This is a genomic window from Adhaeribacter aquaticus DSM 16391 (assembly GCF_000473365.1).
GTDB classification, from domain to species: Bacteria; Bacteroidota; Bacteroidia; order Cytophagales; family Hymenobacteraceae; genus Adhaeribacter; species Adhaeribacter aquaticus.
Genome location: NZ_KI421517.1, coordinates 3,055,004 through 3,068,833, shown reverse-complemented (window position 1 = coordinate 3,068,833; position 13,830 = coordinate 3,055,004). Strand labels below are relative to the sequence as shown.

General features: G+C 38.8%; 14 protein-coding genes and 1 tRNA gene. 3 read left to right on the top strand and 12 right to left on the bottom strand.

Annotation, left to right across the window (positions count from 1 at the left end; translation table 11 throughout):
* Positions 1-333: 333 nt before the first annotated feature.
* From ADHAQ_RS0115885 to ADHAQ_RS25975, 12 genes are all read right to left on the bottom strand, one after another.
* The gene (locus ADHAQ_RS0115885) at positions 334-1,017 is read right to left on the bottom strand and encodes a fatty acid desaturase (protein WP_034256867.1); all 684 of its coding nucleotides are present in this window, start codon (positions 1,015-1,017) and stop codon (positions 334-336) included.
* Positions 1,018-1,135: 118 nt separating this feature from the next.
* Positions 1,136-1,981, bottom strand: coding sequence for a 4-hydroxy-3-methylbut-2-enyl diphosphate reductase (locus tag ADHAQ_RS0115880; RefSeq protein ID WP_026463775.1), 846 nt, complete (start codon positions 1,979-1,981; stop codon positions 1,136-1,138).
* A 5-nt stretch (positions 1,982-1,986) separates the two neighbouring features.
* On the bottom strand, positions 1,987-2,682 hold the full coding sequence (locus tag ADHAQ_RS0115875; protein WP_034256865.1) for a lycopene cyclase domain-containing protein: 696 nt from the start codon (positions 2,680-2,682) through the stop codon (positions 1,987-1,989).
* A complete protein-coding gene (locus tag ADHAQ_RS0115870; RefSeq protein ID WP_026463773.1) occupies positions 2,682-3,215 on the bottom strand; it encodes a hypothetical protein in 534 nt (177 codons plus the stop codon). Before ADHAQ_RS0115870 ends, ADHAQ_RS0115875 begins: the two co-directional genes overlap by 1 nt.
* Positions 3,216-3,217: 2 nt before the next feature.
* Positions 3,218-4,054, bottom strand: coding sequence for a phytoene/squalene synthase family protein (locus ADHAQ_RS0115865; RefSeq protein ID WP_026463772.1), 837 nt, complete (start codon positions 4,052-4,054; stop codon positions 3,218-3,220).
* Between the two features lie 124 nt (positions 4,055-4,178).
* Complete coding sequence (locus tag ADHAQ_RS0115860; RefSeq protein ID WP_084523869.1) at positions 4,179-5,654, bottom strand: phytoene desaturase family protein; 1,476 nt, start codon at positions 5,652-5,654, stop codon at positions 4,179-4,181.
* A gap of 76 nt (positions 5,655-5,730) precedes the next feature.
* Positions 5,731-6,246 (bottom strand): sigma-70 family RNA polymerase sigma factor, encoded by a 516-nt coding sequence (locus ADHAQ_RS0115855; protein WP_026463770.1) that lies wholly within the window; start codon positions 6,244-6,246, stop codon positions 5,731-5,733.
* A 222-nt stretch (positions 6,247-6,468) separates the two neighbouring features.
* Positions 6,469-7,356: a MerR family transcriptional regulator gene (locus tag ADHAQ_RS0115850; RefSeq protein WP_026463769.1), complete on the bottom strand. Its 888-nt coding sequence runs from the start codon at positions 7,354-7,356 to the stop codon at positions 6,469-6,471.
* A 5-nt stretch (positions 7,357-7,361) separates the two neighbouring features.
* A complete protein-coding gene (locus ADHAQ_RS0115845; RefSeq protein WP_026463768.1) occupies positions 7,362-7,829 on the bottom strand; it encodes a sterol desaturase family protein in 468 nt (155 codons plus the stop codon).
* A gap of 230 nt (positions 7,830-8,059) precedes the next feature.
* Positions 8,060-10,177 (bottom strand): ComEC/Rec2 family competence protein, encoded by a 2,118-nt coding sequence (locus ADHAQ_RS0115840; protein WP_051359967.1) that lies wholly within the window; start codon positions 10,175-10,177, stop codon positions 8,060-8,062.
* Positions 10,170-10,598 (bottom strand): GNAT family N-acetyltransferase, encoded by a 429-nt coding sequence (locus ADHAQ_RS0115835; RefSeq protein ID WP_026463766.1) that lies wholly within the window; start codon positions 10,596-10,598, stop codon positions 10,170-10,172. Before ADHAQ_RS0115835 ends, ADHAQ_RS0115840 begins: the two co-directional genes overlap by 8 nt.
* A gap of 123 nt (positions 10,599-10,721) precedes the next feature.
* Positions 10,722-11,711 carry a PhoH family protein gene (locus ADHAQ_RS25975; protein WP_034256862.1) on the bottom strand — a complete coding sequence of 330 codons (990 nt, stop codon included), beginning with the start codon at positions 11,709-11,711 and terminating at the stop codon, positions 10,722-10,724.
* Between the two features lie 98 nt (positions 11,712-11,809).
* Here ADHAQ_RS25975 and ADHAQ_RS0115825 point away from each other — a divergent pair, with 98 nt between their 5' ends.
* The 3 genes from ADHAQ_RS0115825 to ADHAQ_RS0115815 all read left to right on the top strand — a co-directional run bounded on the left by ADHAQ_RS0115825 (position 11,810) and on the right by ADHAQ_RS0115815 (position 13,661).
* Complete coding sequence (locus tag ADHAQ_RS0115825; RefSeq protein WP_026463765.1) at positions 11,810-12,583, top strand: SAM hydrolase/SAM-dependent halogenase family protein; 774 nt, start codon at positions 11,810-11,812, stop codon at positions 12,581-12,583.
* Positions 12,584-13,031: 448 nt separating this feature from the next.
* Positions 13,032-13,568: an iron-sulfur cluster co-chaperone HscB C-terminal domain-containing protein gene (locus ADHAQ_RS0115820; protein ID WP_034256860.1), complete on the top strand. Its 537-nt coding sequence runs from the start codon at positions 13,032-13,034 to the stop codon at positions 13,566-13,568.
* Between the two features lie 9 nt (positions 13,569-13,577).
* Positions 13,578-13,661 (top strand) — tRNA-Leu (locus ADHAQ_RS0115815).
* The last annotated feature ends 169 nt before the right edge of the window (positions 13,662-13,830 follow it).

The following is a 13,830-nucleotide window of genomic DNA, read 5'->3' as shown; positions in this document are numbered from 1 at the left end:
ATTATGGTTATCTACACCACTTATCCACTTTATCCACATTTTACAGGAGTATTAACAGCATTTATTTTGATAAAAATTACTTGTCAACTATTATATAAACTAGTCATTATTTACATAAATTACTTGTATACAACATGTTAACTATTAAAAACATCGAAAAATATAAGATTTAAGGCTATATCAGCAAAAAAGTGGGAAAAAGTGGCTCAAATTACCATGTTGAAAGTGTTGATAGTTGAGAAGACGGGTATAATTTGTGGATTATGCTGTTAGTTTATTCTATTTTAACAGGTTACAGAAAACATAAAAAAAGGAGCTTTCAAGCTCCTTTTTTTATGTTTTCTGTTTGTATAGCTGCCACCACGGTACATAAGGCTTATCGTGGTGTTCATAATGATACCCAAAGAAGTAGCAACTCAGGAAAGCCCATAGGTGATTTTTTTCTTGTGTATGGGATTTATGGCGGTTATCAAGAGCATGCTCACCTCGGTGCGGCAGGTAAGTACCAAAGTAAAATAATTGAAAGGTCGCCAGTAAGGAAGGCACAACCCAAAACATAATTACATTCTGAACCGGATAAATCAGTTTTAGGCCATTAAAAGTTATGGCCATTAATACTATTTGCCACCAGGTTATATATTGTTTCAAAAAGCTATAATACCAGGCAAAAAAATTTCCACCATGGTAATCTGGGTCTTGCTGGGTACCCACAAACCGATGATGCTCATGATGTTTGGGATATAACCGATTATACGAGTTATAAGCAAATAAGCCAGCAGTAAGTACCCCAATTATTTTGTTTAACTTTTTATTTCTGGAAACCACCCCATGCATAGCATCATGCGCCGTTATAAATAGCCCGGTGTATAAATGCGTTTGCACCAATACCATTACATAAGGCACTGGTGAAGCAAAATTAATGTTCAGGTGCAGCAAAAACCAAAGACATCCAACCCAACTAATTATTATTATAGCTGCAATTAAGATCCCGCGGTTTATGTACAAAAAGTTATTCACTTTTATTTTATCTATAGCTAAAACTCTAATTTCCAGTCTTTCTATTTACCATTCCAGTATAAGAAAAAGAAAGAATAGTTGCTAGTTTTCTTAGAGGCCAGGCTACCCTAAAATTATTTTAAAAGGCAAGTAAGGCATCTCGTACGTTTTCCATTAACCACATAGGCGTGGAAGTTGCCCCACAAATTCCCACTGAATCATTGGGAGCAAACATATCAGGTTTCAGTTCTTCTACTTTAGAAATAAAATAAGTACTAGGATTGGTTTCTTTACAAATCTGATAAAGCACCTTTCCATTAGAAGATTTCGTACCGGAAACAAAAACTACTTTATCATACTTGGCTGCAAACTTTCGCAAATCCCTATCGCGATTAGAAACCTGGCGGCAGATGGTATCATTTGCCTCCACCGTATGTCCTTTTTCTTCTAAAACCTGCTTTATGCGGTAAAAATTATCTGTTCCTTTAGTAGTCTGACTGTAGAGTGTAATATTAGGAGGCAGTTCCTGCTGTAACAATTCATCTAAAGATTCAAAAACAACTGCCTCGTTATTAGTTTGACCTAATAAACCAACCACTTCTGCATGGCCATGCTTGCCGTAAATATAAAGTGGTTCTTTTTTATCAAAAGAGGATTTAATCCGGTTTTGCAGCTTTAATACTACCGGACAAGAAGCATCTATTAAATTTAAATTATTTCTTAAAGCTATTTCATATGTTTTGGGGGGTTCACCGTGAGCTCTGATTAATACCTGCTCATTTTTTAGCTCCTTGTATACCTCGTAACTAATAATCCGCAAACCCTTTCTTTCCAGGCGCTCTACTTCTTCATCATTATGCACTATATCACCTAAACAATATAAATATCCCTGTTCATCCAGAATATCTTCTGCCATTTGAATAGCATAGATTACGCCAAAACAAAAACCAGAACTTGGATCGATATGTACCTGAAGGTTATACATAGTTTTTAAACCATTACAACTGCTTTTTGTTTTACTTTCCTTTCATTCAACACTTCATATACGGTAATAGTAATCAAAAGCATAAGCATGGAATACATGGTATCTTCTATTGGAATGGTACTAATCCTAAGACCAAGATTATAAAAATCATTATACCACACTATAGGTAAAGCAGTTAATACCCCATTAACGAGCAAAAAAGGCACCAAATGCACCAAATAAGCTAAGTAAAACCGGCCTAAAACTTTATCTTGTAAGGTAAATAAATGAATTACCTGAACCAGAACCAGAAATAAAAAGGTAACAGAGGTATAAAATTTATTTAGAAAAATAAAGGCCAATGGTGTTAGGACCAAAATCAAGAAAACTGAAATAAATTTAGCATAGGGTTGCAAAAAGTCTTTGGCTATATAAGTATTAAGAGTTTCATAAATAAATACACAGGCATAGGGCACCGTAAAAAAGAAAAGCAATTCTTCTAAGGGTAATTCAAATAAATAAATTCCTAGTAAATAATCAGGATTAAAGCCCCACACCCCAATGGAAGTAAAAAAGCTATCCCAAATAACAAAAATCAAGGCATTAAGAGCAATGGCCGGAAAAAGGCTGGACCAATGAGTATAAAAATGAACACGTTTATCAAAGGAAAGTACAAAGGGAAAAAAAATAGTAAACAGGTTCAGGTATAAATAAATATACATCAGGCTTTAATATTATTTAGTTGTTTCTTTTCCTGCTCCGTCAGGTTATCTGGATGTTTTAATAAGAAACGGCGCATGTTCTGAATTATTTCTCCGTCCAAATCAGAGTTAGGATACCGCAGCAAACTCATCAGGAATACTTTCTTGTCTTCATCCATGTGTTCACTCATATTCAGGTACCGGGGTATAAAATACTCCAGCGTATACCTGAGAAAACGAATTTCAGCTACCTGAGGATGTTCTTTAATAACTTCTTCAAACATTTTAGCAGAGGTCCGGAGGTAGCGCATTTTATAATACGGGCTCCAGGCGTGCTTCGCCATTATGCCATGAGCGGCCGCTTCAAACCCCAAAACAACCGGATCTTTGCCATTATACCCATCAAGGTGCTTTATCAGCTTTTCGCAGGCTTCTTTATTTTTTGCCGCTATTTCCAGCATGGTACGCAAGTCATGAACTTTATACGTTTCATTCCTCTCCTCAAACAAAAACCCGGTAATAAGTAGACTTATAGATAGTAGCAGTATATGCACGTTTAAATTGTATTTAACCTGTAACGAAAGTAAGACCCAACCAGCAAGGCTAACTTGGTATTATTAGGTACTCTTACGCGTTCTGTTAAGATTCGTGCTGCCGGAAGCCCCTGAATTTTTTTAAAAAGTTTTAAATAGTAAATATAGGCCAGGTAAACCCCCATTTTAGCTGATTTAGGCAATTGCAATATTCCTGCATAGGCAGCATTAAAATCCTTTAAAATATCTTGCTCAATAGCTGCTTTGCAATCATTATCAAAGGTTCGGAAATCTACTTTCGGAAAATAAACCCTTCCGCGCTCCTGGTAATCGCTCTGCATATCGCGCAGGAAATTTACTTTCTGAAAGGCCGCCCCTAAACTTCTGGCTGGTTCTTTTAGCTGATGAAACAATTCTAAATCGCCTTCGCAAAATACCTGCAGACACATTAACCCAACTACCTCTGCCGAACCATAAATATATTGATCGTACAAATCTTTATTGTAGCGTTGCCCATAAAGATCCATCTCCATGCTCGCCAAAAAAGCTTCTATGTATTCTCCGGAAATGTCGTATTGGTGTACTACCTGCTGAAAAGAATGTAATACCGGGTTTAAACTAATCTTTTTATTGATGGCTTCGTAGGTACACTTTTTAAAATCCTGAAATAGTTCCTCCTTGTCATAATCATGAAAGGTATCTACAATTTCGTCGGCAAAGCGCACAAAACCATAAATGGCATAAATAGGAAAATGAAACTTTTTATCCAGGGTTTTTATACCCAGCGTAAAAGAGGTACTATACTGATGCGTAATTAATTTACTGCACTTATAGCTAGTCAGGTTAAATAATTCCATCATAGAACCATACTATTTAATATTGTAAATCAGAAATTACTTCTCCCCTTCTTTCGCCAGCGTGCTTTTCAGAAAATTTTAGTAAACCATCCAAGCACTATTATCATGGTATACCCAAGTACCCCTATTAAAATTCTTTACAAACCTCCTGAGCCACCACTTGGCCGGAAATTAGCGATGGAGGCACACCAGGCCCAGGTACCGTAAGCTGCCCGGTATAAAAAAGGTTTTTAACTTTCTTACTTTTAAGACTAGGTTTTAAGATAGCTGTTTGCATAAGCGTATTAGCTAACCCATAAGCATTTCCTTTAAAAGCATGATAATCCTTTATAAAATCTTGATGCGCATAGCTTCTTTTGAATATTACGTGCTCCCGAATATTTTGCTGCGTTAATTGTTCGAGCCGTTGCATCACCATGTCATAATATTTTTCTCTGGTTGCCTCGGTATCCTGTAAATCTGGAGCAACCGGTATAAGAATAAACAAATTTTCACAATTAGCCGGTGCTACCTCCGGATCTGTTTTAGACGGGGCCGACACATAAAATAAAGGTTTTGTCGGCCATTTTGGCGTTTGATAAATTTCCTTTGCGTGCGGCTCAAAATCTTCATCAAAAAATAGATTATGGTGCTGCAGCTTGTCCAGTTTCTTATTTATCCCTAAATAAAATATAAGTGAAGAAGGCGCCATTTCCCGCTTTGCCCAATAACTATCCGAGTAAGTTTGCAAGCCAGGTGGCAACAAATTTTTCTCTACGTGGTGGTAATCTGCTCCGGCTACCACTACATCCGCTTCAAAAATATCCTGCGAAGTATGCACCCGTTTAATAACGGCTTTCTCTGTTTCGAGCCAGGTTACTTCCTGGTTGTATAAAAACTCAACTCCTTCCGATTCTGCCAATTTAACCATGGCCTCCACAATTTTATACATCCCACCTTTCGGATACCAGGTTCCTAAGGCTATATCGGCATAGTTCATCAGGCTATACAGGGCCGGGGTATTTTGAGGCAGAGCTCCCAAAAACAAAATCGGAAACTCCATCAGTTTTATAATCTTTTCGTTCCGGAAAAACTTACGAACGTGCTGATGCATGCTTTGGAAAACATCCATCCGGAAAACGTCTAACAGCAGCTTTAAATCCAGAAATTCAAATAAGGAACGGCCAGGTTTATATACCAGCTGGTTTATGCCTACCTCATATTTGTATGCTGCCTGTTCCAGAAATTCAGTAAGCTTTTTACTGCTGCCTGGCTCAAGGCTTTCAAAAAGACTATGCAATTCCGGTAATTTGGCCGGTATTGGCATAAAATCATTTTGGCCAAACACAATGGTATAAGACGGGTCCAGGCGCAGGAGCTGGTAATAATCTGCAGTACTTTTGCCAAACTTCTGAAAATACTTCTCAAAAACGTCGGGCATCCAATACCAACTGGGCCCCATATCAAAAGTAAAGCCTTGTGTTGAAAAGGAACGGGCCCGGCCGCCAGGACGATCATGCTTTTCTAATACTTTTACGGTATAACCTTGCCTGGCCAAACTGGTAGCCGCCGCCATTCCGGCAAATCCGGCACCAATTACAACAACTTTTTTTGTTATGCTCATGCAAGGGTTAATACGATAAATATTTAAAAAAGGCTATGCTTTTAGTGAAGGCTTTAAAATAGAATTTTGTTTAATGTTAAGCAACCGGATTATAAACATGCAATAACTGCTTTAGCTCTTTACGCGCAATGTGAATCCGGTTTTTTACCGTTCCAATTGGAATCTGAAGCTTATCTGCTATTTCCAGATACTTATATCCGGTAAAATACATCATAAAAGGCTCCCGGAAATCTTCGTGCAAATAGGCAATAGCATGATTAATGTCATTCAACACAAAGTTGCTAACTGCCCCGTTATGCGCAATAAAGCTTTGATCATCATTAATATATAAAAAATAATCATCACTATCCAGGTTACTGCTCCGTTTCGTAACTTTATTATAATTGTTAATAAAAGAATTACGCATAATAGTATAAAGCCAGGCCTTCAGGTTGGTACCAGCTTTAAATTTATCTTTATTAGACAAGGCTTTTAATAATGTTTCCTGTACCAAATCCTTCGCATCATCTAAATCTCGGGTAAGATGCATGGCAATTGGTTTTAAAGAAAAAGAAAGCTTCTGGACCTGGTTTGTAAATTCTAGAGCAGTCATAGTGTTTAATATGTGATTTGCCTTACTTAAACAACCTTACGGCAAATATACCAAAAGGATTTAATCTTGTTTAATGTTTATACTAAATTATTAAACAAAAAAATATGTTATCAAACAATGTTTAAGGTAATAAGCAGACCTACGGCACAGACAATCCTGCTGGATTTCCAGATTTTACTTTTTTTTGTTTAAGCTTTGGAAAGATTTTTATAGCAGGCAGAATTACCGCTCAATGCTGGCTACCTGCTCTACAAACTGGTGAAGTGTGGAAATAGGAACTATATTTTGGGGGAATACAATAGGAGAAGTTTGCAAATGGCCCCCACCAATATAAACAATTATATTCTGAGCCAACTGAGATAGCCGGTTAATATAATCCTGCATAGTTTCCTGGCCAGCCATTATGGTAAAGGCCGTACAGATAAAATGAGGCTGGTAAGTTTGGACGGCAGAAGTCAGATCTACAAATGGAAGATTTTGCCCCAGGTACATAACATGGTAACCACGGTTGCGCAAAATAAAATTACAAAACAATAACCCAATTTCATGTAATTCACCTTCGGGCAGGTATAACAAAAACCGCAAAGTCCCACCTTTATTAACCGGAATTTGTCCATCTATGGCTACAAATAATTTTTGACGGATAATATTACTAATAAAATGCTCCTGAGCTGGCGTAATATTACCTGTTTGCCACAGGATACCGGTTTTCCTCAGAAGTGGCAAAACTATATCCAACATAGTTTTTTCTACCCCACGTTGCACAATGGCTGTAGTCAAAACCCGATCAAATTTCTCCTCATCCATTTCAATCATGGAGACCAGTAAGGCATTTAACTGTTGCGAGGAAGGAGCTGTTTTGGAGGTAAGCAACATTACTTCTTCGGCTACTTGCTTATCCGACATTTGTGCCAGGCGTGATATTTTATAGCCTTGCCCATTTAGCAGTGATATATTCAGAATATTTTTTAAATCGGCATCGTCGTAATAGCGAATATTAGTGTTGGTACGTTTTGGGTTTAATATTCCATAGCGTTGCTCCCATATCCGAATGGTATGGGCCTTTATGCCTGATAATTGCTCCAACTCTTTTATAGAATATTCTGCCACGTTATTTATGTATTTCGAACCGATTTTTTACGACCAGCCAGTCTAAAATATTTTACCGGTACCCATAACATACCAAATGACTCTGATCCGTCCCGCACAGAGGTTTTGTGGTGCACTTTATGCGCCATGTCCAGAGCCTTTAAATAATTATTAGAAGTCTTATTGAAAATTTTTATCCGCCGGTGAATAAAAACATCGTGCACTAAAAAATAAGTAAAGCCATAAAGGGTAATGCCAGTTGCTATCCAGAAACGATAATCCATGTTTTCGCTTCCGTAAATAAAAAACAAGGTGGCTAAGGTACCATAAAAAGTAAAAAACAAATCGTTGCGCTCAAAGGCATGGTCATGTTTAACGTGGTGCGATCGATGCAAAAACCAAAGAAAGCCGTGCAACACGTATTTATGCGTAAACCAAGCCACCCCTTCCATCAGTACAAAAGTAAGCAGAACAATTCCGATATTGGTTAGCATATCCGTAAAACTATTAAGTGTTTCAGATGTTTTAAAATTTAATAAATAGCCCGGAAGTATTCAGTAATCTTTCCTTCCTTATTAACCACCTTTATTAATATTTACTTTAAATTTATTTTCTTATCTAAAGCATGAGATAAAGGCTTTTATTCTACGAAACATATTTAGTTTTTGAATAAAGCGATAAAAGCTTATTTTGTGGTTAGATCAACCACAAAAATCTGCTACTCTTATTCCTTTCGCAAAATAAATGCGCCTTCTTCTTTGATATCATATACAGCAATATGAGCGTGCATGAAACGCTCTTTCATTTTTTGGTTATACCAGTTGTTATTAGAACCATCCAGAATTACCTGACTATTTTGTAAAACTGCAAATGCGTTTGCTGGCACATAGGCATTCTGAGATAAAATTAAGTAATCGGGCTTACTTTGGTTTAATACAGTTTCTTCTACTCGCTTCCGGCAAAGCATAATTTTGTGCTGGTGCCATTTTAAGAGCAAACTACTAGCCGAAACAGAAACAGCGGGATTACCTTTAAATAACCGCTGCCCTTGAGTTAAAGTATCCGCAAAAGACTCCTTAACGTTAAGTTTCCACCAATGCGTCTGAACATTATAAATGAAGTTATTTGATTTACTATAGAAAGCACTATCGGCTAATAAAATAGCCTGGCTGCCACTTATAACACTTATGGCAGTGGCTTTAGGTATCTGGTAAATGACAAGAAGTTGATTTTTACGCTGTTCATTTGCCTCGGCAAGTTGTATTCCGGAAAACACCACCAGAATAAAGGTAAACAGGGCAAAATAAAACAGCCGTTTACTTGCCAGGAACAGCAGAAGCAGCAACAACAACCCATACAGCAACCAGGCTTGCGCAGGCGAAATATCTACCCCGCTAATCACCGCCAATGGCCAATTTAACAACCAATTACCCAGCAAGCTCATCAGGCTCAGGAGGTTTTCTAACAAATAGCCAAGGCTCTGAGAAACCCAGGGCAGCCAACAAAAACCCAGCACACCAAAGCCAAGCAGCAAGCCCACATTTGCCAGCGGTACGATCATTATATTAGCAATCAAAAAATAAACCGGAAATTGGTGAAAGTAAAACAAGCTTAAGGGTAGCACCGCTATTTGCGCCGCCAGGGAGGTACTGATCAGTTTCCAGATTTTATTCAGCAACCAATTATCAGGTTCCAGCCAGGAAGAAATTTTAGGTTCTAAATAAACAATGCCAAATACAGCCAAAAATGACAACTGAAAGCCTACCTGCAACAAATAGTATGGGTTGTAGAGCAGCAACAAAAAGCCCGCAACGGATAAAGTATTGTAAATATTGGTTTGCCTCCTGAAAGTATTGCCTACTAAAATAAAACTAAACATAATCACTGCCCTGAGGACCGAAGCCGATAAAGCAGTAATAAACGCATATACCCAGATAAAACTAAATAATATAATAAAACCTAACCACTTATAACCTCTCCGCTGACTCCAAGAACCAATTAATAAATTAAGGATATAAAACAAGGAGGCCACATGCAATCCCGATACGGCCAAAACGTGCATGGTTCCGGTACTGGCATAAGTTGTTTTGATATCATCGGGTAAATAATCTCTTATACCCAGCACCAGGGCAGCAGCAATGGCATATTCTCTTTGGGACTTGATATTTTGGTGCAATTGCTCATCCAGGTAATTTCTGATTTTTAGGCTAGCTGCGATAAAAGTATTACTACGAACCTGATCAATTATGGCGTATTGTTCTGGATTAAGGTATTGCTGATGATAAATTTGTTGGGTTGCCAAATACTTTTGGTAATTAAATTGCGCCGGATTAGCAGGCGGCTTCACCAGATCAGGTACTCCTTGCACTAGCAAAACATCACTATATCTTAAAGCGGTGGCAGACTTACTCTTTTTAAAGTTAACTTTTATGTTGCCTGAAGCAGCTTGCCAGGAATTACCGGTTTTTACCTTTAAAATTCGCAGGGTGGAATTAATACTTTTTGGCTTTTGAACCAGGTAATCATCTAGTACCCCAACATAATGAGTTACCGGTGCTTTTAGATGAAGTAGATTATGAGGATTTGTTTTAGCCGTGCGGTAATGAGTTAGTAGAAATCCGGTTGCGAATAAAGCTAACAGCGCAAAAATGCCTGCTATATTATTTAAATCCTGGGATTTATACTGGCGAGCGAGCAGCAATAATAAAACAAAAGCTCCTACAAAAAAGGCCAAAAGCGGCAGCACAAACTCCGGCTTTTGGCCAACATACAGGTAAGTTAAAATACCTGCGCCTAAGAAAAACGCATATCGGATAAATGGGTATGGAGCCCATTTAAGCATGCAGTATCATTTTATAATGATCAATATCGCACTCACTAAACATAGGTCCTTCTGCCACAAAACCCTGACGTCCATAAAAAGGAACGGCTGGCACTTGTGCATGCAAATAAACCACCTCATTGGGGTAGGCTGCTTTTACATCTTGCAGCACTTGCTCCAGAATGCGACTTCCTATTGCTTTATTACGGTAATCAGCCAAAACAGCAAAACGCTCCAGTTTTATGCCCTTATTTGTTTTACGCCAGCGGGCAGCTCCGCAAGGAATAGTATTGTACCTGGCTAAATAATGTTGGGCGATCTCCTCAAATTCATCGTACTCTTCTTCGCGGGGCACTTGCTGTTCTTCTACAAAAACTTTTTCCCGCACAGCATAAGCGGCCTCCAAATCCGATTTATCCGTAATTTTGGTAATGGTAATCATGAAATCTACTAAAGGTTTTAAAAATAAAAAAATCTTTTGATTGCAGTTTATACAACCAAAAGATTCTTTAGGATACGGCAAAGCTGCCGCAAAAATACTACTGATTACAATAAATAGTTAAAACTACCCTTGAACAGGATTGCGGTCGGCGGCTCTATCTTTGGATTGCTCATCAGCTTTGCTGTAAGCCTCAATAATAGATTTTACCAAGCGGTGACGAACAACATCTTCGGCTGACATTTCTACCATGGCAATGCCTTGCACGTTTTTCAGCACCTGGATTGCTTCTATTAAGCCAGATTTAACTTTGCTAGGTAAATCAATCTGAGACCGGTCGCCGTTAATCATTACTTTTGAGCTTGGCCCCATCCGGGTCATAAACATTTTAATCTGCATTGGGGTGGTATTCTGGGCTTCATCTAATAACACAAATGCATTATTTAGAGTACGGCCCCGCATATAAGCCAGCGGCGCAATTTCGATTATTTTGTTCTCATAGTAATATTTCAGCTTCTCAACCGGAATCATGTCTTCTAGCGCATCATATATCGGGCGCAGATAAGGATCAACTTTTTCTTTCATGTCGCCAGGTAAGAAACCAAGACTTTCGCCTGCCTCCACCACCGGACGTGAAATAATAATTTTTTTAACCTCCTTATTTTTTAGTGCCCGTACGGCTAATGCTACTGATATATAAGTCTTACCAGTACCGGCCGGACCTAAAGCAAATACTAAATCGTGTTTTTCAACCGCATCTACCAGGCGCTGCTGGTTAGCGGTTTTAGCTTTTATAAGGCCGCCTTTGCTGCCGTACAACAATACGTCCGGCGAAGTAGCAATTACATCCTCATCCACGTCGCCATCCGGCGCTATATATTTATTCACACTTTTCTGGTTTATCTGACCAAACTTATGATAATGATCTATCAGCGAAGTCAGGATCTCATTGATCTTGGTGATTTCAGGCGTTTTACCCTGAATTTTTATTTCATTGCCCCTGGAGGTAATCTTGCTGCTTGGAAATGCAGCTGCCAGTTGCTTTATATTCTGATTTTCAACCCCTAGGAAATCTATTAGCGAGATGTTTTCTAAGGTTATAACTTTTTCTACCAAATGCTTATTTACTATATATGGTGAACTATATTAATTTCTATTTAAAAATATTCCTATTTTTGTAATTAACAAAAAGCGTGCTAATAAAATTCTATCTTATGCCACTGATTACGTTTTTATCTGACTTTGGATACACCGACCATTACGTGGCCGCGGTAAAAGCCAGTCTATTGAAAAACGCGCCGCAAGTGCAGGTTATAGACATATCGCACGCCATAGAGCCTTTTAACATTGTCCACGGCGTACACGTCCTGCAATCCGTTTTCCGAGACTTTCCGGAAGGCACCGTACACCTAGTAGCTGTTGACTCTCAAGGCACCCGCGAAGGCCGGTTTCATGCCATTAAATTTCAGGGTCATTACTTCCTGGCTGCCGACAATGGCATTTTGTCATTACTCACTGAGTCGCGACCCGACTATATGGTAGAACTTCCAGCGCAAGATCTCTTAGCTCATCCGGCCAAGGATATTCTGGCTCCGGCGGCTGCTTTTCTGGCGCAAGGCGGCGACCTTAAGGAATTAGGTCCGGAAAGCCACGTGATGCGCGAACTACTAAACCGCCAACTCCGTCTGAGCGACCACCAGATTACCGGACATGTTATTCACGTAGACCATTATGGCAATTTAATAACAGATATTTCCCGCGACAGCATTGATGCCATCGGCCATGGCCGCCAGTTTAAAATCCGTTTTGGCCGTGAAACTGTAGACCAAATCTCGGCTAACTTTAATGCCGTAGACGAAGGTGACTGCGTTTGCGTATTTACCAGCCAAAACTACCTGAGTATTGGCATCAACAAAGGCCATGCCTCGGAACTACTGGGTCTATACTTTGATGCCCGCGTGGATATTAGTTTTTTTCCTGTTGCCTAGGTCTTGTCTGTATTATAATTAAGGATCAGGCAACACGAATTAGCTTTAACTAAATGTAGTTAAATAATCCGATTTTGCAAGCAGCTTTTGGTGCCAACACAAAATAAAAATGGTCAGGGAGTATTAAATTCAGGAACACCCACCTGGTTTTAGAAGTACCTGTTTATAACCTTCAGAAGCGCAAATATTTATATTTGCAAAAGCTATTCCTAGTAACTCTTGGTCAGCAGAAAAATTTACCAAACCCAGTAAAATTTTATACCTGCACCAGTTAAATTTTAACTACAAGCAGTTGTAAACTTTTTGAGGAAGCCATTAACCCCAGGAGCATGGTTAACAAAAAAGTAATTAGCCAACGTATAAAGCAAAACAACTTAGAAAGGAATAACTAATACTATACCCCCTTATAAAGTTGCCAATTGCATAAACCCGAAACCCAGATATAACTGTGAATTACTTTGAATTTTATGGCCTGCAGGAAGGCTTCCTTTTGGATGAAAAGCAGGTGAAAAATAAATATGACGAACTTACCCGTCAATACCACCTAGATTCTTATGTGACCGAAAGCCCGGAGAAGCAACAGGAAATACAGGCCCTTTCTACGCAAAACACCAATGCATACCACACGCTCAGCAATCCTGATTTACGCACGCAATACATTTTGCAACATTATGGTTTGCTGGAAGAAGGCGAAAATCAGGACCTGCCTGAGGACTTCCTGAAGCAAATGAAGGAACTGAATGAGCAGATTAAGGAACTGGAATCCAGTTTTGACAAAGCCTCCTTCGAGAAAGTTAGTCAGCAAGTCATTGGGAATAGCGCCGCCTTGGAAGCCGATATTCAGCCAGTTTTTCAGCAATATCCTATATTAGAAGGATTTACCAAAGATGAGGCCCTACAGCAGGTAGAAACCTATTATTTAAAGAAAAAATACTTGTTGCGAATTCAGGAAAGTTTATCTAAGTTTGCAACCCAATCCAGTTAAGGATTGCCTGCCCAGATGGCGGAATCGGTAGACGCGTTGGTCTCAAACACCAATATCTTCACGGATGTGCCGGTTCGACCCCGGCTCTGGGTACTTCAGCGGCCTTTTCACTAAATGCAGTGAAAAGGCCGCTTTTTTATTGCAACAACAGCGTAAAAGTATTAATCATAGCCAATAACGTTTGCTTTTATGGTTATGAGGCAAGTATAACCATAATTCCATAAATCAAAACTGGAGTGCTTATAAGGAGGTTGATAAGTTA

What these genes read in the sequence shown, in the direction of transcription:
- ADHAQ_RS0115880 (WP_026463775.1), bottom strand. Translation starts at nt 1,981, where the DNA reads ATGTATAACCTTCAGGTACATATCGATCCAAGTTCTGGTTTTTGTTTT.
- ADHAQ_RS0115875 (WP_034256865.1), bottom strand. Translation starts at nt 2,682, where the DNA reads ATGTATATTTATTTATACCTGAACCTGTTTACTATTTTTTTTCCCTTT.
- ADHAQ_RS0115865 (WP_026463772.1), bottom strand. Translation starts at nt 4,054, where the DNA reads ATGATGGAATTATTTAACCTGACTAGCTATAAGTGCAGTAAATTAATT.
- ADHAQ_RS0115860 (WP_084523869.1), bottom strand. Translation starts at nt 5,654, where the DNA reads ATGAGCATAACAAAAAAAGTTGTTGTAATTGGTGCCGGATTTGCCGGA.
- ADHAQ_RS0115855 (WP_026463770.1), bottom strand. Translation starts at nt 6,246, where the DNA reads ATGACTGCTCTAGAATTTACAAACCAGGTCCAGAAGCTTTCTTTTTCT.
- ADHAQ_RS0115845 (WP_026463768.1), bottom strand. Translation starts at nt 7,829, where the DNA reads ATGCTAACCAATATCGGAATTGTTCTGCTTACTTTTGTACTGATGGAA.
- ADHAQ_RS0115840 (WP_051359967.1), bottom strand. Translation starts at nt 10,177, where the DNA reads ATGCTTAAATGGGCTCCATACCCATTTATCCGATATGCGTTTTTCTTA.
- ADHAQ_RS0115835 (WP_026463766.1), bottom strand. Translation starts at nt 10,598, where the DNA reads ATGATTACCATTACCAAAATTACGGATAAATCGGATTTGGAGGCCGCT.
- ADHAQ_RS0115825 (WP_026463765.1), top strand. Translation starts at nt 11,810, where the DNA reads ATGCCACTGATTACGTTTTTATCTGACTTTGGATACACCGACCATTAC.